The organism is Marinobacter mobilis (assembly GCF_900106945.1).
GTDB lineage: Bacteria > Pseudomonadota > Gammaproteobacteria > Pseudomonadales > Oleiphilaceae > Marinobacter > Marinobacter mobilis.
On record NZ_FNNE01000001.1, the window covers coordinates 476,328 to 495,542 of the forward strand.

Annotated in this window: 17 protein-coding genes; 8 read left to right on the forward strand and 9 right to left on the reverse strand. The window is 59.8% G+C overall.

The window, feature by feature from the left end; genetic code table 11:
* Positions 1-16 precede the first annotated feature (16 nt).
* The gene (locus BLV11_RS02185; protein ID WP_091811289.1) at positions 17-820 is read left to right on the forward strand and encodes a peptidylprolyl isomerase; all 804 of its coding nucleotides are present in this window, start codon (positions 17-19) and stop codon (positions 818-820) included.
* A gap of 162 nt (positions 821-982) precedes the next feature.
* Positions 983-1,732: a Crp/Fnr family transcriptional regulator gene (locus BLV11_RS02190; protein WP_091811290.1), complete on the forward strand. Its 750-nt coding sequence runs from the start codon at positions 983-985 to the stop codon at positions 1,730-1,732.
* A gap of 73 nt (positions 1,733-1,805) precedes the next feature.
* On the opposite strand, the gene BLV11_RS02195 is transcribed toward BLV11_RS02190, so the two are convergent.
* The 4 genes from BLV11_RS02195 to BLV11_RS02210 form a co-directional block, all read right to left on the reverse strand.
* Positions 1,806-3,917, reverse strand: a complete 2,112-nt coding sequence (locus BLV11_RS02195; RefSeq protein ID WP_091811291.1) for a TonB-dependent receptor plug domain-containing protein — start codon at positions 3,915-3,917, stop codon at positions 1,806-1,808.
* A gap of 108 nt (positions 3,918-4,025) precedes the next feature.
* Positions 4,026-6,107, reverse strand: coding sequence for a TonB-dependent receptor plug domain-containing protein (locus tag BLV11_RS02200; protein ID WP_175528253.1), 2,082 nt, complete (start codon positions 6,105-6,107; stop codon positions 4,026-4,028).
* 189 nt (positions 6,108-6,296) lie between these two features.
* Positions 6,297-7,901, reverse strand: coding sequence for an MFS transporter (locus BLV11_RS02205; RefSeq protein WP_091811293.1), 1,605 nt, complete (start codon positions 7,899-7,901; stop codon positions 6,297-6,299).
* A 67-nt stretch (positions 7,902-7,968) separates the two neighbouring features.
* A complete protein-coding gene (locus BLV11_RS02210) occupies positions 7,969-9,306 on the reverse strand; it encodes an MFS transporter (protein ID WP_091811294.1) in 1,338 nt (445 codons plus the stop codon).
* A 252-nt stretch (positions 9,307-9,558) separates the two neighbouring features.
* Here BLV11_RS02210 and BLV11_RS02215 point away from each other — a divergent pair, with 252 nt between their 5' ends.
* Both BLV11_RS02215 and BLV11_RS02220 read left to right on the forward strand, forming a co-directional pair.
* On the forward strand, positions 9,559-9,945 hold the full coding sequence (locus tag BLV11_RS02215) for a putative zinc-binding protein (RefSeq protein WP_091811381.1): 387 nt from the start codon (positions 9,559-9,561) through the stop codon (positions 9,943-9,945).
* An 82-nt stretch (positions 9,946-10,027) separates the two neighbouring features.
* Complete coding sequence (locus BLV11_RS02220; RefSeq protein WP_091811295.1) at positions 10,028-10,435, forward strand: ribonucleotide reductase subunit alpha; 408 nt, start codon at positions 10,028-10,030, stop codon at positions 10,433-10,435.
* Positions 10,436-10,461: 26 nt separating this feature from the next.
* Here BLV11_RS02220 and moaA read toward each other — a convergent pair whose 3' ends face one another.
* The 3 genes from moaA to ytfE all read right to left on the reverse strand — a co-directional run bounded on the left by moaA (position 10,462) and on the right by ytfE (position 14,690).
* Positions 10,462-11,454, reverse strand: coding sequence for a GTP 3',8-cyclase MoaA (gene moaA / locus BLV11_RS02225; protein ID WP_091811296.1), 993 nt, complete (start codon positions 11,452-11,454; stop codon positions 10,462-10,464).
* A gap of 274 nt (positions 11,455-11,728) precedes the next feature.
* Positions 11,729-14,014: a nitric-oxide reductase large subunit gene (locus tag BLV11_RS02230; RefSeq protein WP_091811382.1), complete on the reverse strand. Its 2,286-nt coding sequence runs from the start codon at positions 14,012-14,014 to the stop codon at positions 11,729-11,731.
* Positions 14,007-14,690, reverse strand: coding sequence for an iron-sulfur cluster repair protein YtfE (gene ytfE / locus BLV11_RS02235; RefSeq protein ID WP_091811297.1), 684 nt, complete (start codon positions 14,688-14,690; stop codon positions 14,007-14,009). The genes BLV11_RS02230 and ytfE overlap by 8 nt, the downstream gene beginning before the upstream one ends.
* 112 nt (positions 14,691-14,802) lie before the next feature.
* Between ytfE and BLV11_RS02240 the strand changes: the two genes are divergently transcribed.
* The 3 genes from BLV11_RS02240 (at position 14,803) to BLV11_RS02250 (ending at position 15,923) form a co-directional block, all read left to right on the forward strand.
* Complete coding sequence (locus BLV11_RS02240; RefSeq protein ID WP_091811298.1) at positions 14,803-15,018, forward strand: hypothetical protein; 216 nt, start codon at positions 14,803-14,805, stop codon at positions 15,016-15,018.
* Between the two features lie 65 nt (positions 15,019-15,083).
* Entirely contained in the window at positions 15,084-15,446 is a 363-nt protein-coding gene (locus tag BLV11_RS02245; RefSeq protein WP_091811299.1) for a YbaN family protein, read from the forward strand.
* A gap of 39 nt (positions 15,447-15,485) precedes the next feature.
* Entirely contained in the window at positions 15,486-15,923 is a 438-nt protein-coding gene (locus tag BLV11_RS02250; RefSeq protein ID WP_091811300.1) for an RrF2 family transcriptional regulator, read from the forward strand.
* A gap of 43 nt (positions 15,924-15,966) precedes the next feature.
* Here BLV11_RS02250 and BLV11_RS02255 read toward each other — a convergent pair whose 3' ends face one another.
* Positions 15,967-17,046: a fatty acid desaturase family protein gene (locus BLV11_RS02255; RefSeq protein ID WP_091811301.1), complete on the reverse strand. Its 1,080-nt coding sequence runs from the start codon at positions 17,044-17,046 to the stop codon at positions 15,967-15,969.
* A 90-nt stretch (positions 17,047-17,136) separates the two neighbouring features.
* The gene (locus tag BLV11_RS02260; protein WP_091811302.1) at positions 17,137-18,240 is read right to left on the reverse strand and encodes a ferredoxin reductase; all 1,104 of its coding nucleotides are present in this window, start codon (positions 18,238-18,240) and stop codon (positions 17,137-17,139) included.
* A gap of 303 nt (positions 18,241-18,543) precedes the next feature.
* Here BLV11_RS02260 and BLV11_RS02265 point away from each other — a divergent pair, with 303 nt between their 5' ends.
* On the forward strand, positions 18,544-19,188 hold the full coding sequence (locus tag BLV11_RS02265) for a TetR family transcriptional regulator (protein WP_091811303.1): 645 nt from the start codon (positions 18,544-18,546) through the stop codon (positions 19,186-19,188).
* Positions 19,189-19,215 lie beyond the last annotated feature (27 nt).

The following is a 19,215-nucleotide window of genomic DNA, read 5'->3' on the forward strand; positions in this document are numbered from 1 at the left end:
ATTTGGAGAACTAGTCATGCAACTGATCCCCACCGGCGAAGCTGACAAGCCTCGTAACCAGTTCCCACCGGTTCAGGTCGGCGAGCGCCTGATTCCTGAGTCCGACATTGCTGCGGAGCTTCAGCACCATCCGGCTGCGGAGGTCAGCGCCGCCTGGCATGAAGCGGCACGGAGTCTGGTGATCCGTGAATTGTTGTTGCAGCGGGCAACGGCGCTGGGTCTGTCTGGCGACGATGAGGAACAGCGGATCGCCGGCGTTCTCGAACGGGAACTGGAAGTACCGGAGCCGTCGGAAGACGATTGCCGCCGTTTCTATGAGGCCAACCGGCACAAGTTCCACAGTCCCACCGTTCTGGCTGCCAGCCACATCCTGCTGGCGGCCGCGCCAGACGATGTCGATGGCCGCCTTCAGCAGGAGGACCTGGGCCGGATGCTGCTGCAGCAACTGCGTGAGGAACCGCTCAGTTTCGAGGCCGTGGCCCGTCAGCACTCGGCGTGTGAGTCCCGTAATACCGGTGGTTCCCTGGGGCAGTTGGTGCGGGGGCAGACGGTGCGGGAGTTCGAGAATAAGGTGTGGGGCTTTGCCGAGGGGCTGGCTCCGGATCTGGTGGAGAGCCGCTACGGCTGGCACATCGTACGGATTGACCAGCGCCTGGAAGGCGAGCCACTGCCGTTCGATGCCGCCAGGCCCATGGTGCGCCACCAGTTGCTGGAAAGCGTGAGTCGGCGAGCGTTGAGACAATACGTGCAGGTGCTGGCCATGGAAACCGGCGTGTCCGGAGTCGACCTGGAGCTGCCGGATTCGCCACTGATGCAGTAGACCATCAGTCAGGCAAAGCCGGGGTTCGCTCCGGCTTTCTGCTATTTGGTGGGTACCTCATTTCCCCCTGCCAACTACCCCCATCGGGGGAGCGCCAAGCCTGTGAACCTTCCCTACCATGATAACAACACTGACTATCAGGATTGTGCAGAGGAGTTCGTCATGGGCGTCGCGCAGGCGGTTGAACCGCGCATACACAAACCAATACTGTTCACCCCCGGTTCGCGCCGTTCCCTGAACGATGACCTGCAGGCGCTCAGGAGCCATGCCCTGTTCCGGGATTTTGACGACGACGACTTCGATGACATCGTCAGCAGCTCCCGCCGGGTCAGCCTGGCTCATCACCAGCTGTTGTACCACCAGGACATGGCGGCCCAGCACTTCTATTTCGTGATCTCCGGTCGCCTGCGGCTGTACCGGCTGGATGCTTCCGGCGTTGAACGCACCCTCGACAGCATCGCCACAGGGGACTGTTTCGCCGAAGTGATGATCTATGCGGAACCGGCCCGCTATGCCTGTTACGCCGAAGCCCTGTGCCAGGGACAGGTGCTGGTGATTCCAATCAGGGCCTACCAGCAGATGCTGGCGCAGCACCCGGAATATGCCCGCAGCGCCTTGCAGCATTATGCCTCGCGGGCGGTATCGAGATTCCACGAGTTGGAAATCATGACCGTCCAGAACGCCCGTGACCGGCTGGTGCGTTATCTGATCAACCTGTTGCCGGAGAACAGTCAGCGGGGCAGTGAAGTGGAGTTGCCTCTGCCCAAATGTCTGGTGGCCTCGCGTCTCGCCATGCAGCCGGAAACCTTCTCCCGCATTCTCGCGGAACTGAAAAGTCAGGGCCTGGTGCGGGTTAACCGCAGCCGCCTGTTTATTCCGGATCCGGCACGCTTGGTGGCCATCAGTCAGTAATCCGACCGGTTAACCACTCCCATCAGTGGTCGTTGGGGCAACGGTGTAAGGGCGTTGCCCCTTTTTTATCCACCTACCAGTTAACAATCGCCTGCAGGATGACACTGCGACCGGCTTGGGGCAGGTCATCGGGCAGGCTCGGTACGGCCTGGCCCTGCTCGGGGCCGCGACTGGCCTCGCGGACATCAGCATCAAAGGCGTTACGCAGCTGCAAGCCGAGCTGGACATCGTCGCTCACGCGCCGGCGCACGTTGACGTCGAGGGTGGTGTAGCCGTCCAGTTCGGGGCGGGAGTCGCCCGCAGCCCGCTTGCTGGAACCCAGCCAGACGACGGACGGGGTCACCTGCCAGTCTCCCGATGGCTGCCAGTTCAGTCGCAGGCTGGCATCGGCGTTGGGTGTTAGCCCCAGCGGATTGCCGTCCTGGTCGCGGGTGCGCTGGTAACTGTAATTGGCCATTAACTGCAGCGAAGGGGCCAGTTGGTATCGCAACTCCGTTTCTGCACCCAAGCCCCGAACCTTGCCGATATTCTGGGCGGTGAAGGTGCCACCCGGGTCTGCCACGAAATCAATCAGACTCTTGATGCGGTATTGGTAGAGGTTGAAATCCAGCGACCAGTCTTCCATTGGCGTCAGGGTGAGTGCCAGTTCCGCGCTTTTGATGGTTTCAGGTTCCAGCTCCGGGTTGCCGAGGGCCACCGGGTTGTTGCGGGCATACAGTTCAAAGAAGGCGGGTGCACGGAAGGCTTCACCGTATAACAGTTTGGTGGTCAGCCACGGGGTGGTTGTCCAGACCAGAGCAAGCCGCGGGTTCACCGTATCGCCGAAGTCTGAATAGTGGTCATAGCGCACGCCGGCGGTCAGTTCCCAGCGGGGCGCAAAGGCCCATTCATCCTGGATGAAGACAAAGCGACTGGTGCGCTGGCCCTCTGGGAGAAAGGCGCGGTCGGTGTCGCTGACATCCTCAAGGGAGGCGGGTACCGGAAAACCTGTTGGCGAGAACATGTAGTTGGTCGCATCGGTTGTTTCAAATATATCCCCCCAGAAGTAACCAGCGCCCAGGCGAAGGCTATGATCCTGCCATCCTCGGTACTGACTGATAAGTTCCAGCCGCATGTTCTCTTCCGACAGTTCCGGGGCTTGCAGCACTCCGTTGGGAAAGGGACCACCTCCGCCGACGGGTGAAAAGTCCGCCCCGGGGGGAAACAGCTGGGTCAGCGTGGGATTTCGGAAGTCGTTGTAGAGGTAGCTGACCTGGGCTTTGAGCCCCCAGTCTGGGTGGAAATCATCCTGTTGCCAGGTCAGATCAATCGTTCCCCGGCGTTGCTCGAAGCGACCGTCCGGGTCCAGTGTTTCGTTGATGCCCTGGGCCGTTTCGACCTGATCCTGACGATAGGCCACGCGCAAACGTAGTTGCTGCCAGAGCAGATCGGTGCGGACGTCCAACTGACGATATCCCAGATTGGCCGGGCCTGGCGCCAGGGACGCATTTGTGCCCAGAAAAGCGTCTAGGCTGGACTGTTGGTCGGCCTCTATGGTGGGGTCGTCCCCGTTGCTCTGGTCGTAGGTAATCGATACCACCCCTTGCACAGGGCCCGCATCCATCGCCTGTCGCACGAAGGAATAGCCGCTGTCGAAACTGCCATAGCCCAGGCTTGCCTCTCCGCCCTCCAGATCTTCCGGAGCCTTGGTGATGATGTTGATGACGCCGGCGAAAGCGTCGGCACCATAAACCGCTGAGCCGGGTCCGCGGACGATCTCGATCCGTTCGACCATCTTCACCGGAAAACCCGCGCGCCCGACAACCTGTTCGACCCGGTCGCCGGTGAACAGGCTGGTCTGTGGAATGCCGTTGATCATCACCAGTGTGTGCGGGTTCTGGTTGGCCGTAATCCCGCGAATGAAATAACGAGAGGCATAGAGAAATGTGCCGTGGGACACATGCAGGCCGGGCACCAACTCCAGGGCTTCGTCAATGTCCTGGACGCCCATGGCCTCCAGTTCCTCAGCGGTGATCACACTGGCCACTGACGGAGCTTGGGATAACGGTTTCGGGGTGCCGGTGGCGATACTGACCTGTAACGCCATTAACTCTTCCAGGCTCAGCGCGGATAGATCCTGATGGGTGGCCGTGCTTGGGCCAGATAGTGTTGCCAGGAATATCCCGAACAGCACCAGACGGCGCATTTCTTCCCCCTTTACGTGGGTTACCTGAATATTCCCTGCACGGATGGCCTTGCGTTTCCTTCTCTAAAAAACATAGGCCACGGGCTGATTTGACGCAATTCCCGGGGTTTACCATTGCAGGGTGGCTTGCAGGATCACGCTCCGCCCCGGTTGCGGCAGGTCATCGGGCAGGCTCGGTACGGCCTGACCCTGCTCGGGGCCGCGACTGGCTTCGCGGACACCGGCGTCAAAGATATTCCTTAGCTGCAGGTCGAGCTGTACCTCATCGTTCACCTGCCGGCGCAGGCTGAAGTCCAGGGTGGTATAGCCATCCAGATCGGGGCGAGTATCTCCTTCTGTTCGCTCAGTGGCGCCTACCCAAACCAGGGTCGGCGTCAGCTGCCACTCGCTTGAAGGTTGCCAGTTCAGCCGCAGGCTGGCATCCGAGTTGGGGGTCTGTCCCAACGGGTTGTCGTTCTGATCGCGGGTGCGCTGGTAGCTATAGTTGAGCAGCAGCTGCGCCGAAGGTGTCAGCTGGTACCGTAACTCCGATTCCGCGCCCAGCCCCCGCACCTTGTCGGTGTTCTGGGCCGTAAAGGTGCCGCCAGAATCCGCGACAAAATCGATGAAATCTTTGATCCGGTAGTGGTAGATATTCAGATCGAGCGTCCAGTCGGAATCCAGGGCGATCTGGAACGCCAGCTCTGTACTTTCGATGGTTTCCGGATCTAGCTCTGGATTGCCCAGGGCGATTGGATTGTTACGGGCGTACAGCTCGAGAAACGCAGGCGCCCTGAACGCCCGGCCATAGAGCAGCTTGCTGGTGAGCCACGGCGTTGTGGTCCAGACCAGCGCCACCCGGGGATTGGTGGTGCCGCCGAAATCTGAATAGTGGTCGTAACGCAGGCCTGCCGTCAGTTCCCAATGTTCCGCCAGCGCCCACTCGTCCTGAACAAAGGCATAGTAGCTGGTGCGCTGGTTTTCCGGCTGGAACGTCCGGTCGGTGTCACTGACATCGGTCAGTGCGGAGGGAACCGGAAAGCCGGTGTCGCTGAGGATGAAGTTGACTGCGTCTGTCGTCTTGAAGATATCGCCCCAGAAATAGCCCGTCCCCAATCGAACTCGATGCTGACTGAACCCGGTATACACTGAGGTCAGGTCAAAACGGGCATTCTCCTCAGACAATTCCGGGCGTTGGAAAATGCCATCTGCAAAGGGACCTCCACCGCCCACTAAGGTGAAGTCTGCGCCCGGGGGGAACGAGAGAGAACCTGTAGGGTTGCGGAAATCGCTGTACAGATAGCTGGTCTGGGCCTCCAGGGCCCAGTCGTGATGAACCTCCGGCAGCTGCCAGGTCAGGTCAGCAGTGCCATGCCGGTGTTCGAAGCGGCTGTCCGGATCGAGACTGTCATTAAGGCCCAGAGCGGTTTCAATCTTATCCTGACGATAGGACATCCGTAGCCGGACCCTGTCCCACAACAGGTCGGTGCGAACGTCCAGGTTGCGGTAGCCCAGGTTGGCTGGCCCGGGGGCGAGAGATGCACTGGTGCCAAGGGCGCTGTCCAGACCGGTCTGATTGTCCGCACGAATGGTCGGATCGTCGCCTTCACTCTGGTCATAGGCGACCGAAAACACACCTTCCACCGCGCCGATATCCATGGTCTGGCGGAAGAAGGCGTATTGGCTGTCAAAACTGCCGTAGCCGAGGCTGGCCTCGCCGCCCTCCAGACCTTCGGCAGGCTTGGTAATGATATTGATCACCCCGGCAAAGGCATCGGCTCCATATACCGCTGATCCGGGGCCGCGGATAACCTCGATCCGCTCAACCATGTTCACCGGGAAGCCCGTTCTGGCGAGCAGCCGCTGGCCGCGGTCACCGGTAAACAGGCTGGTTTGCGGTACGCCATTAACGAGCACAAGGGTGTGGGGGTTGTAGGTGGAAACGATGCCGCGGATGAAGTAGCGGGAACTGTAGGCAAAACTGCCGTGGGAGACATGCAGCCCCGGCACCAGTTCCAGCGCCTCGTCAATATCCTGAACCCCCATGGCTTCCAGTTCCGCAGCAGTGATCACGCTGGCGACCGATGGTGCTTGTGCCAGCGGTTTGGGAGTGCCGGTGGCAATGCTGACCCGAAGGTTCATCAGTTCTTCAAGCGACAGGGCGGTCAGTTCATTATCGTGAGCGGCAAATACGGTACAGGTGCAGGACATCAGAAGCAGTCCGCCTGGCCAGGGTAGACGCATGAGGATCCTCTGGGTTTTCGGGTGGGAAAGGTCCCCGGTTGTCTCTGACAGGGCCCTGTCTAGAAAATCTAGGTCAGGTCGAGGCCGCCCGCAATAAATTGACGGTAAAAAAAAGCCGGCCCGAAGGCCGGCAAGTGCACCGCAATGGGATCTGGGTCAGGGATTCTTGAATTCGGCTTTTGGCCCCAGGTAGAACCACCAGTTCAGTACCAGACAGCCGACATAGAATAGGGCAAAGCCGTACAGCGCCATTTCTGGAGTGGCGGCCTTGATCTGCTCGCCGAACACCTGGGGAATCACGAAGGCACCGTAGGCGGCCACCGCGGAAGTCCACCCGAGAGCCGGGCCGGCCTGTTCCTTGTCGAAGATCATGGCGATGGTGCGGAAGGTGGATCCGTTGCCGATGCCGCTGGCGGCAAACAACACCAGGAACAGCAGCAGGAAGGGCAAGAAGTAGTCCTGCGGTGTGGCGGAGTTGTAGGCGGCCTTGAGGTAGTAAGCCAGGGCCAAGGAGCTGGCAACCATCACAACGGCCACAATGCCAGTCACCAGGGCGCCACCGACCTTGTCCGCAATCCAGCCGCCCACGGGGCGAATCAGGGCACCAATGAAGGGGCCCATCCAGGCATACATCAGGGCCGATGGGCCATCCGGGTTGGCAAGGTCGTGGGTCATGACACCATCCACCATGACGTGCTGGTAGCCGAACACCACCTTGATGGCGAGGGCAAAGCCGGCGGAGAAGCCGATGAAGCTGCCAAAGGTCATGGTGTAGATAACACTCATGATCCAGGTGTGCTTGTTGGAGAAAATTTTGAACTGGCGCTGCAGATTGGGTTTGATCTCACCGGGGATCATTTTCAGCAACAGCACGGTGCACAGCAGGATGCCGGCAATGATCGGCCATTTGGTCCAGTCCGGGGCGCCCAGGCCCATCGGCTGCGGGAGGATGATGTAAAGGCCCGCGGCGGCAGTCAGGAAACCGACCAGAAGCATGCCGCTGATCTTGCTGAATGCTCCGACCGGGGAGCCAATGTTGGGGGAGACTGCATCGGTACGGATGTTGTTCATTCCGAACCAGCCGGCCAGCGCCAGCGGGATCAGCAGCAGCAACCAGACGAAACCGGCGTTGTGGATCCAGGTTTCGCTACCGGCAGGAATCTTGCCGATCAGGGTGCCGGAAGTGTTTTCGAGGATCATTGGCTCACCACCGAAGATGCCAAACGTCATCACCAGGGGAACCAGAATCTGCATGGTGGTCACGCCAGCGTTACCAAGACCGGCATTCAGCCCCAGCGCGAGTCCCTGCTGACGCTTGGGGTAGAAAAAGCTGATGTTGGACATGGAGGAAGCAAAATTACCGCCGCCGATCCCTGACAGGAAGGCCAGCAGCTGGAACACCCACAGCGGTGTGTCGATGTTCTGCAGGGCAAAGCCGGTGCCAAGGGCCGGAATCATCAGCAGGGCAGTGGTAAAGAAGATGGTATTGCGGCCGCCGGCGATGCGGATGAAGAAACTGCTGGGAATCCTCAGCGTTGCGCCGGTCAGCCCGGCAATGGCGGTCAGGGTGAACAGCTCGGCTTTGGGGATCGGAAAGCCCAGGTTCAGCATCTGCACCGAGATAATGCCCCAGTAAAGCCAGACGGCGAAGCCGCAGAGCAGGCTGGGAATGGATATCCAGAGATTGCGGGTGGCGATCCTGCGACCGGAAGACTCCCAGAACTGGTCGTCCTCCACTTCCCAGGTTTTGATGTCAGTCATGTGGAACCTCACTGGTCATTGTCAGAAGTAGCAGTCAGGCCGGCAGGAATCGCCTGCCGGCATGGGTTTAATTGTTGGCAGTGCCCTCGCGGCCATAATCGGGCTGGATTTCGGGCAGATAACGTGAGCTTTCGGCACCCCTGATTTCCGGGTAGCGGCGGGCCTCCATGCGCACGATCGCTCCGTGCATCCACAGGAAGGACACCAGCACAATCACGAAAAGCAGCATGAAACAGCTGGTCCAGACCCCGACCATGTCATTCATCGCGCCATAGGCGATGGGCAGGACAAAGCCGCCGAGGCCACCGATCATGCCCACCAGTCCACCAACGGAGCCAACGTGGTCCGGGTAGTAGACCGGGATGTGTTTGTAGACGGCGGCCTTGCCGAGAGACATGACGAAGCCGAGGGTAATTGTCAGCACCACGAACAGGGCGACCGGGACCACAATGGAAAAGCCGATCGGACCATCAATGCCACGGACCACATAGTCAGTTGCCGGGTAGCTCAGGATGAACAGGCAGATCAGGGAAACGCCGTAGGTCCAGTACATCACCCGGCGGGCACCGAATCGGTCGGACATCCAGCCGCCGAGGGCCCGAAATACCGAAGCGGGGGCGGTGTACAGGGCGGCCAGCATGCCGGCCTGCTCCAGGCTCATATCGTAGGCACCGACGTAGTAACGGGGCAGCCAGGAGGCGAGGGATACAAAGGCGCCAAATACAAAGAAGTAGTAGAGAGAAAAGCGCCAGACCTGCAGTTTGGCCAGCGGAGCGAGCTGTTCACGCAATGGCATGGTGGTGGTGCCTTCAGTCGCACGGCGCGCCAGGCGGGGGTCGTTCTCGGTCAGCAGATAGAACAGCACCGCGATGGCGACCAGTACGCCAGCGTAGATTTGTGCGGTGGTTTGCCAGCCGAACGCGACCACCAGAAAGGGCGCTGCGAAGTTGGTGACAGCGGCACCGACGTTACCGGCGCCAAACACCCCGAGGGCGGTGCCCTGATGGTCCTTGTCGTACCATTCGGAAATGTAGGCTACACCGACAATAAAGGAGCCCCCTGCCAGTCCCACCCCGAGCGCGGCCACCAGGAACATTTCGTAGGTTTTGACGCTGGATAGCAGGTAAACGGCGATTGCGGTGGCCAGCATCAGGATGGTGAACACCAGGCGGCCGCCGAACCGTTCGGTCCAGATGCCGAGGAACAGACGGCTGATGGAACCGGTCAGCACCGGCGTTGCCACCATCAGGCCGAACTGGGTCTCGGACAGGCCGAGCTCCTGTTTGATCTTCACCCCAATGATGGAAAAAATGGTCCATACAGCAAAGCAGGTGGTAAAGGCGAGTGTTGAGAACAGCAGCGCCTTGTGGGCTTTTGGTGGGTTGTAGTCCCTTGCACTGAGCATTGTTGAAACCCCCGGTTTCTGGATCGTGTAGGTCGATTACGTCACAGCGCCCCTTTCACCAACCTTGACGAATATCAAATGCTTCAGGGCCTACCCCATAAGCGCCAAGAGGGATATCTCCCAGGGCGGAAACCGGCCCCTGGGGCCTACCTCCAGCTATCCATTCTGCGCCGACGGGCTACCTCCAATGGGGAAGCGATCCTGGTTGGCGGCTTGTTTACCATGGTGGAAACCTACGACGGAGGCATCGCGATGAAAGCCCGAAAGGACCGCCCGCTGATCTACGCCTGTTCTGGCTGCTCGGATGTTGCCCAGCTGGCGAACAATGTCGCGGTGCGACTCGACCACACCGGCGAGTTTGAAATGTCCTGTATCTCGGGGGTTGGCGGCCAGGTCCCTGCGCTTGTAAACACCGCCCGCAGCGGCCGTAGTATTACGGTCATTGATGGTTGCCCGTTGCAGTGTGCCCGTGCCTGCCTGACGAATGTCGGCGTCGAGCCAGACGACCACATTCGCCTTTATGAGTTCGGCTTCCGTAAACACTACGGCCGCAGTTACGACGCCATCGCAGTGGACGAGGTTTGCCACCTGGTCCGCGAACGTCACTGGCAGTGCATACCGGTCCGCTCCGGCCGCTAGCCCTGATCGATAGCCCAGACAACGATCAGGCTCGTGCAGATGGCCTCCACCCCGTTCTGATGACCAGCAAGGATCCATGACCATGATTACCAGTTACGCCCAGTTGATCACCGTTGCCGGCCAGCAACCTGAGCCCCAGCGCCTGTTGTTTGTTTTCTGCCGTGCGGAGTTGTCGGACGACGCCAGCGATTCGGAAAAGCAGCGCTTTGAAGAGGGATGTGGGGGGGCGCTCAGCCCGGTGGTCTGTGTTGATAAATCTCCGTCTGACGTGGCGACGTTTGAGGTGCTGCAGGAGGAGTCCCGCTACACCGGACAGGCGTGGGATATTGTGTTTGTCGCCGCGATGGCAGGGCGGGGAGGTATCGCTCCGTCGGCGGATGAGGCCAGTCAGCCGTTGAACATGATGGTTGAGAAAATCCGGCTCGGGGAAGTGTCAGGCTTCCTGCCTTTCAACCGTCAGGGAGAGCTGGTGTCCCTGAGCGGATCCTGAGATCTGCCGGTATTCTGACCGGAGCGTCAGCCTCCGGTCATGTTCATGAATCGCAGGATCTGGACATCACCCTGAGTCGAGAAGTGATGGCGCTCCGGTTTCAGATCCATCGCCTGAATGATGGTCTGACGAAGTCTGCTGTCATTTTCCGGATAGCCTCGTAGCACCCGTCGCAGATCTACCGAATGTTCATTGCCAAGGCACAGTAGCAGGCGTCCTTCCACGGTCACCCTGACCCGGTTGCAGGTGGCGCAGAAGTTGTGGGAGTGGGGGGAAATGAAGCCAACCCGGACCGGGCTGTCTGGCATCCGGTAGTAACGGGCGGGCCCACCGCTGTCAGCCATGGCCGGCACCAGTTCATGATGCTGGCGGATCAGGTTGCGGACCTGGTCGCTGGTGAACAAGCTCTCGCCACGATGGTGCTCGGTAATGTGCCCCAGCGGCATTTCCTCGATGAAGCTGATATCCAGCCGTTTGCGACGGGCAAATTCGATCAGTGCGGGTACTTCATCTTCGTTACGGCCTTTCATCACAACCACGTTGAGTTTGATGCCGTCAAAGCCGGCTTCGCGCGCCGCATCAATGCCGTCCAGAACCTGTTCGAGCTGACCGGTGCGGGTAATGGCATGAAAGCGCTCACGGTCGAGGGAGTCGAGGCTGATGTTCAGCCGCTTCAGTCCCGCCTGGCGCAGTGGTTGTGCCAGTCTGGCGAGCTGGTTACCGTTGGTGGTCATGGCAAAGTCCCGCAGGCCCATAGTGCCGATTTCCCGGACCAGGTCGACGATGTCGTTGCGGACCAGGGGTTCGCCGCCGGTCAGACGGATTTTTTCGGTGCCCAAGCTGATAAAGGTTTGGGCGAGGCGGGCGATTTCTTCCAGAGTAAGCACCTGCTGGCGGGGCAGGAAGGTCATGTCTTCGGCCATGCAGTAGACGCAACGGAAGTCGCAGCGGTCGGTGACCGAAAGGCGCACATAATCGATGGTGCGGCCGAAGCGGTCGGTCAGTTTGGCTTGAGGCATGATGATGTCTCTGTCTGAGGCCGGATTCGGGTTTGAGTCAGTATCGCAAATCATTGGGATTGATTTGATACCTCTGGGGGGGTAACCCTTCGGTTTTGTTGGGCTTGTGGTCTGCTGGGTTTGGGTGGGTGGCAGGGTGAGGCCCCTGGCGCCGCCGCTTGGACGGCACGTCCTTGTGCCGGCCAAGCTACCGGGGCATCCATGCCCCTGCTCTGCCAGGGGCCTCACCCTGCCTCTGAACGTTTGTGATAACGCTGCTCGAGTCAGCTTAGGCTTAAGTTTGGTCGGCGGCCGCCGCTGCGACCGGCAACTCCTCCTCTTTCAATGTTGGGAAGAACAGCCCCTTCACCACCTGCCAGGTCACCGCCAGGGCGCCGACAATGAATACCACGTCGCCGAAGGTGCGGACCCAGCGCAGGGTTTGCAGGAGGTCGGTCTGCATGAAACCTTCGCTGCGGGCGTACCACAGGCCTTTACCGGCACTGGCCAGGAACTGGAGAATCCCGATCGGCAGCAGGCTGGTGGCGAGCATCAGCACCAGGCCTGCGTTAAGCCACCAGAAGCCGGTTTTCATCAGTCGCTCGTCAAACACCAGTCCGGGCCGGATGTAACGCAGTACCAGCAACGTGAAGCCCAGCGCGAGGAAGCCGTAGACGCCAAACAGGGCCGCATGGGCATGGGTTGGGGTGGTGTTGAGACCCTGCACGTAGTACAGCGAGATCGGCGGATTGATCATGAAGCCGAAGACCCCGGCGCCGAGCATGTTCCAGAAGGCGACGGCGACGAAGAACATCAGCGGCCAGCGCACGTTTTCCATCCATGGCGCCCGTTGTTTCAGGCGCCAGTTCTCCCACGCTTCGTAACCCAGAACCACCAGAGGCACCACTTCCAGGGCGCTGAAGGTGGCGCCGACGGCCATCACCGGGGTGGTCGTACCGGCGAAGTAGAGGTGGTGGAAGGTGCCGGGCACGCCACCAAGCATGAACAGCGAGGCTGAGGCCAGGCTGGCGGAAGTTGCTACTGTGCGGGACACCAGACCCATGCTGCAGAAGATGAACGCGAGGGCGGTGGTGGCGAAGACCTCGAAGAAGCCCTCCACCCACAGGTGGACGATCCACCAGCGCCAATATTCCATGATTGAGATGTGGGTACGCTCGCCGTAGAAAAAGCCTGCGCCATAGAACAGGCCGATGGCCACCACCGAGGCGGTGAGCAGGGCCAGCAGGTTTTTGTCGCCGGGCTGACGCAGGGCGGGGACGATGCCTCGCAGCATCAGTACCAGCCAGAAGGCGATGCCGGTGAACTTGCCGATCTGCCACAGCCGGCCAAGATCGACAAACTCATAGCCCTGGTGACCGAGCCAGAAGTTCCATTCCGCCGGCATGATCTGGGCGATGGCCAGGTAGTTGCCAATGAAGGAGCCGACCACGACCACCACCAATGCCCAGAACAGTACATCGACGCCCAGCTTCTGATAAACAGGGTCTTTGCCGCCATTGATGATGGGGGCCAGGAACAGGCCTGCAGCGAGGAAACCGGTGGCGATCCAGAACAGCGCAGACTGGATGTGCCAGGTTCGCACCAGGGAGTAGGGGAACCATTCAGAGACATTGATGCCGTAAAAGCTCTGGCCTTCGACCGTGTAGTGGGCGGTAAATCCGCCGAGCATGACCTGAAAGGTGAACAAGGCAACGACCAGGAACAGGTACTTGCCCAGGGCTTTCTGGGAGGCAGTCAGGGCGAAGCTGGTCAAAGGGTCTTTCCTTGGTGCTTCGGGGTCGCGGTCATCGTGTCTGCTCAGAAAGGCCCAGGCCCAGACCAAGCCGCCGACACCGGCGATCAGCAGGATTATGCTGACAACAGACCAGACCACGTTTTCGGCGGTGGGCTCGTTGTTGATCAGCGGTTCGTGGGGCCAGTTATTGGTGTAGGTGGCGTCGCTGCCGGGCCGTTCAGTGGAGGCCGCCCAGGCGGTCCAGAAGAAAAACTCCGTGAGCTGCTGACGGCGCCCGGCATCCGGCAGGGTATTCTCCTTCATGGCGTAGTTTGCCCGGGTGGGCTGCAGCGCCGGGTCATCGCTGAACAGTTTGCTGTAATAACCTGCTGTGCTCCGGATAGCTTCTATGCGCCGTTCGGAGAGCACCAATTCACCGGAATCCGGGTGGTAAGTGTTGGTTCGGTAAGCCTGATTCAGCTCATAATTCAGCTGATTCTGTTGAGCGCCGGTCAGCGCGTCGAAGGGCTGGTCGTAGGTGTCCCAGGCGGCCAGATCGAGCCAGGCCACGAGTTCCCGGTGCAACCAGTCGGCGGTCCAGTCCGGGGCCTGGTAAGCGCCGTGTCCCCAGATTGAGCCCAGTTGCATGCCTCCGACGGACTGCCAGGCGGTCTGGCCGTCGAGGATGCTGTCTTTGGTCATCAGGAGCTCGCCGGTTTCGCTGACCACCCGCTCGGGGATCGGCGGCGCCGCGCGGTAGACCTCGGCACCGAAGTAGCCGAGCAGGGCAAAGGTGATGGCCAGAACGGCAATCAGGGTGAACCAGAGACGGCGGTAGTTAGCCATGGTTTGCGCCCCCCAGTTGGCCATCCACTCTCTGAAACAGCACATTGTTTTCCAGGTGGATGTGCTCCATCAGATCCTGCTTCAGGGTTTCCAGGCCCCGGTACAGGGCTTGCCAGGTGTTGCAGGCGCCGTCCGGCAGGCTCAGGCCGTGAGCGAGATTCAGCAGCTGGTCCAGCGCTGCCCCGTGGTCGTCGTGCTCGTGGCGCATGACCTGTACCGGCGCCAGGGCCATGCCGCCAACGCCGCGGGCGATCATCGGGAACAGGATCTGCTCCTCCTTCTGCATGTGCAGTTCCAGTTCCTCCTGCATGCGCTCCAGGTGAGCGCTGAGTCCGGAAGGGCACATGGGGTGGTCGCCATGCACCCGCTCCACCCGTTGGGACAGCCGGATCAGTTCGGGCAATTGTTCCCGGTGGACGTCGTGGTAGCGGGTCAGAATGTGCTCGATCAGTTCCTTGTTTCCCAGAGCTGCCAGTTGCTGCTGGTTGGCGGATTGTGGCTGTAACGCCTGTAGCTCGGCTTCGATGGCGGTGGTATCCAGCCCCTTTCGGGCAGCGGCATCGCCCAGCGAGCGACTGCCGCCGCAGCAGAAGTCCAACTTGTATTTGTGGAAAACTGCGGTGGCCCCAGGGAGGTCTCGGGCCAGCTGGCCCAGGGATTGATTGGCGAGTGTCATGATCTGTTACCTTCTCGTTTCTGAAAGTGGATTTTAAAATACATCTTTTGTGTGTAAGATGTAAATCAAATATTTCTTTCAGGGGCGTTCTCCTCAAAGGAGGGTATTAGTGATGCTTCAACGGTTGAGAGTAGCCAATAGTGCTTTGGCGGTGTGTCTGCTGGCGCTGGTGGGAACGCTGGTTGTGGCCTACCCGTTAGCGGGGCAGGTGTCGATGGCGGCGCAGATTGCAGCCCACATAGGGACCCTGTTGTTTGCAACCGGCATCAAGGTCGCCTATATCCTTCGATTAGTGTCTCTGAAAGCTCTGGGAAGACCTGTACATTGAATACAGGTACACTCATCGGGAAAGGCCCCATCGGGCACCATCACACGACAGGTTTTGCGACAACGATGTCCATCAGCAAGGGTGGTTACAGGATCATTGCCTATCTCTGCGTGGGCCTGGCAATTGCGGGTGCAATCCTGCCGTTGCTGCCAACCACTGTCTTCGTGCTGATTGCCGCTTGGGCGGCGGGGCGAAGCTCGCCGGAGTTCGAGAGCTGGTTACTGAATCATCGCTGGTTCGGCCCCACCATCCTCAATTGGCGGGCACGGCAGGTGGTGCCGCCGAGAGCAAAGGCCATGGCCTGCACCATGCTGGCGGTCAGTTGGCTGATTCTGTTCTACAACGGATTTCCCGTTTGGCTGCTGGTATCGCTGGGGGTGTTTTTCTGTGGTCTGGCGGCCTACCTGTTATCCCGCCCTTCGTATTGACGGCGCTGACGAATTCTCTTTACGCATCGGAGACACAGGATGCACATCACTCGCTACACCGACTATTCCCTCAGGGTGCTGATCTACCTGGCCCTGCAACCGGATCAGCTGGTTACGATCCAGGAGATCGCAGACAGTTACTCGGTGTCGAAGAATCACCTGATGAAGGTGGTTCACCAACTGAACAGGAAAGGCTACATCGAGACCGTCCGGGGTAAGAACGGGGGCATGCGGATGGCGCGGGCACCGGAAGATATCAATATCGGGGTGTTTGTGCGGGAAACTGAACAGGACCTGGATCTGGTGGAATGCTTTTCGCCTGGCAGTCAGTGCGCCATTACCCCGGTCTGTGGCCTGAAGGGGATATTCTCAGCGGCATTACAGGCCTTCCTCAGCACGTTGGACCAGTACACGCTGGCTGATGTGTTGCCGCAAAAACAGAAGCCGCAACTGGTGCGGCTTCTGCAGATAGGCTGATCCACCTGAAGGGGGACAGGTGTGAGGTCTGTCCCCTTGGTCCTTATGCCGGCTGGGCTTCCAGTTTCAGCCGTACGGAGTCCGGCAGGGAGAACTTGCCAATGCGCTTGAGCACGGTCCAGTACTGGCGGGCAAAGCTGTCAGTGTTGTAGTTGATGCCGTACTTCTCGCAAACCGCCTGCACCTTCGGTGAAATTTCGCGGTAGCGATGGGCCGGCAGATCCGGGAACACGTGGTGTTCGATCTGGTAGCTCAGGTGCCCGCTCAGCATGTGCACGAAGTTGCTGCCGGTGAAGTTGCTGGAGCCGGTCAGCTGACGCAGGTACCAGTGGCCCTTGCTCTCGTTCTCACAGGATTCCTCGGTGAAGGTCTCGGCGTCCTGGGTGAAGTGACCGCAGAAAATGACGGTGGATGACCACAGGTTACGCATCAGGTTGGCACCGGCATTACCGGCCAGAACGATCGGAGCAACCGGCAGGGTCAGCAGCGGGAAGAACACGTAGTCCTTGAATGCCTGGCGTCCGCCCTTACGGAAGAAGGACTTGATGAACGGCCACTTGGACTTCCAGGTAATCTCGCGGCGACGCAGGCGCTCACTTTCCAGTTCATGCAGACCCACGCCCCACTGGAAGAACACGCTCAGCATCAGGTAGTTGATGAACTGCAGCAGGTGGGCCGGATGCCACTTCACATCGTCGCTCAGACGCATCACAGCGTAACCGTAGTCCCGGTCCTTACCGATCACGTTGGTGTAGGTGTGGTGCTCGTAGTTGTGAGTACGGCGCCAGGATTCGCTGGAGCACACGGTGTCCCACTCATAGGTCTGGGAATGCAGGGACGGATCGTTCATCCAGTCGTACTGACCGTGCATGACGTTGTGGCCGATCTCCATGTTCTCAATGATCTTGGCGAGCCCCAGTGACACGGTGGCGGCAACAAACACCGGTGGAATGAAGCCGAAAGGCATCATCGCCCGGCCACCGATTTCCAGGGTGCGGTGAAGACGGACGATCCGGCGGATGTACTTGGCATCGCGTTCGCCCAGATCCGCCAGGACCTCGTCACGAATCGCATCCAGATCTTTCTGCAGTTCGTTAAGTTGAGCTTCGTTCAGTTTCTTCATGATCAGACTCCTTGGCCGGACCCGCGTGGGCCCGGTTTCCTTGTTCTTTGGGGTGGCGGCTGGTTGACCGCGATGTCAGCGTTTGATGGCTCAAAGATCGAGAGTGACCGGACCCTGGGGGATCGATACGCAAAGCTGGATGCTTTCTTCGCCCGGGCCGGAGACTTTTCCGGTGACGCGGTTTACAACCGTACCGCTTGTTTTACGGCAGCTGCACTGGTGGCAGATACCCATACGACAGCCGTATTGCGGTGACAGTTTTGCGGCTTCGGCGATGTCCAACAGGGCCGCGTCACCTTCGGAAGACACCGAGAGATCGCTACGGGCAAACTGCACCACGCCGCCCAGGTCGTCAGTGGCCAGGGCTGCGGTCGCCGCTGCAAAGAATGTGCAGTGAATGCGCTCGTCGGCGATGCCTCGTTTGTGCAGCAGATCGGTCGCCAGGTCCATCAGGCCCTTGGGGCCGCATAGGTAGCAGCGACGGGCGTTGACGCCGGGTACCTGCTCGAGGTGCTGATCGTTGAGATACTGGGGCGTCTCGCCTTCCTCAGTCGCAAGCACCTGAAGGTTGAAGGCCGGCCAGCGTTTCTGGATGGCGTACAATCTTTCGGCCGCGATCACGTCCGCCTGAGTGCGAACGAAGTAGAGCAGGGTGACGGGGGCACGCCAGTCCTCGCTGGCCAGGGTTTCGAGCTGGCTGAGGATCGGGGTGATCCCGCTGCCTCCGGCAATGTAAAGCAGAGGCTCCGGATTGGCCGGCAGCTGGAACTCGCCGAAGGCCTCGCCCAGCCCCAGCACGGCGCCGGGCTGCAGGTTGTCGTGCATCCAGTTGGTCACCTTGCCACCAGGCAGGCGCTTAATGGTCAGCGACACAGTGCCGTGGAGCTTCCATTGGGCCGGTGAGCAGGACAGACTGAAGGTTCGGTTGTAGCGGGTGCCGTCGATTTCGATACAGGTGTTCACATGCTGCCCGGCACTGAAGCCGGCCCAGCGTGCGGCCGGTTTCAATATGAAGGTCCGGGTGTCGGCGGTTTCGTCGGTGATCTCAATCACCTTGGCCGGAACGTATTGACGAACCAGCATGGGATCGACCTGTGCCAGCAGAGGGTCAAAGAAAGCAGCCGGGTCTTCCCGATTGAAAAGCTGCTTGCCGAGCCAGCGCAGAGGGCGATTTTTTTCCAGAAGAGACATCATGGTCTTATCCTCGATGTGTACAGTTGTTCACTTGATGTGAACGAATGTACACATGAGGGGTGGGGGCTGTCAACGCAAAAGCTTTACCCTGGATCTATGGGTGTAGATCCTTGTTTTTTATGTAATAACGGGACGTACTACGCGCTATTGGGGCCAAACTGCCGTCATTTTCGGGGAGTAATGGCCTCTTATGACCAGAGGTGTGTCAATTCAGGGAGGAGTTTGTGTACACTTGTCTGCTTCCCTGAACGGGAACCGGGCCGACCGGTGAGCGGGCGGCAGTGATCAGAGATGTCAGTGGCTATGGCTGAGCATAAACGCCGAAAACCGGGAGAGACCCGGGACAAGTTGATGGGGGCTGCACTGGAGCTGGTGGGCAAAGGGCGCCACTTTGCCAGTTTGGGTATTCGTGAAGTGACTCGCCAGGCCGGTGTGGTACCGACGTCTTTTTACCGGCACTTCCGCAATATGGATGATCTGGGGCTGCAGCTGGTGGATGAGTTGGGCCTGGTGCTCCGGCGAATGATGCGGGAAGCCCGCGCCAATGTCCTGCAGGCAGAGCGCCTGATGGAAGAATCGGTGGCGATCTTTATCAGCCACGTTCAGCAAAACCGCAGTTTCTTTCTGTTCATGGCTCAGGGCCTGGCCGGTGAGAGTCGTGCGGTACAGGAAGGCATTCGCAGCGAGTTACGTTTTTTTGCCAGTGAACTGGGTAACGACCTGCGCCGTTTAAGGCTGGCTGAGCACCTTAGTGACAGCGACCTGGAGCTGACCTGTGATCTGGTTGTGCGGACGGTTGCGTTCAGTCTGACCGACCTGATCGGCGTGTCACCGGATGATGACTATCAGATCGAACAGGTCCGCAAACGCACCACCCGTTTCCTGCAATTGATCTTTGTGGGGGCTGCCCACTGGAAAGTGTCCGGGCAGCCCGGCAGCGCCCGTTAATCTGCTTCCTGGGAGCGGGCGCCGCCG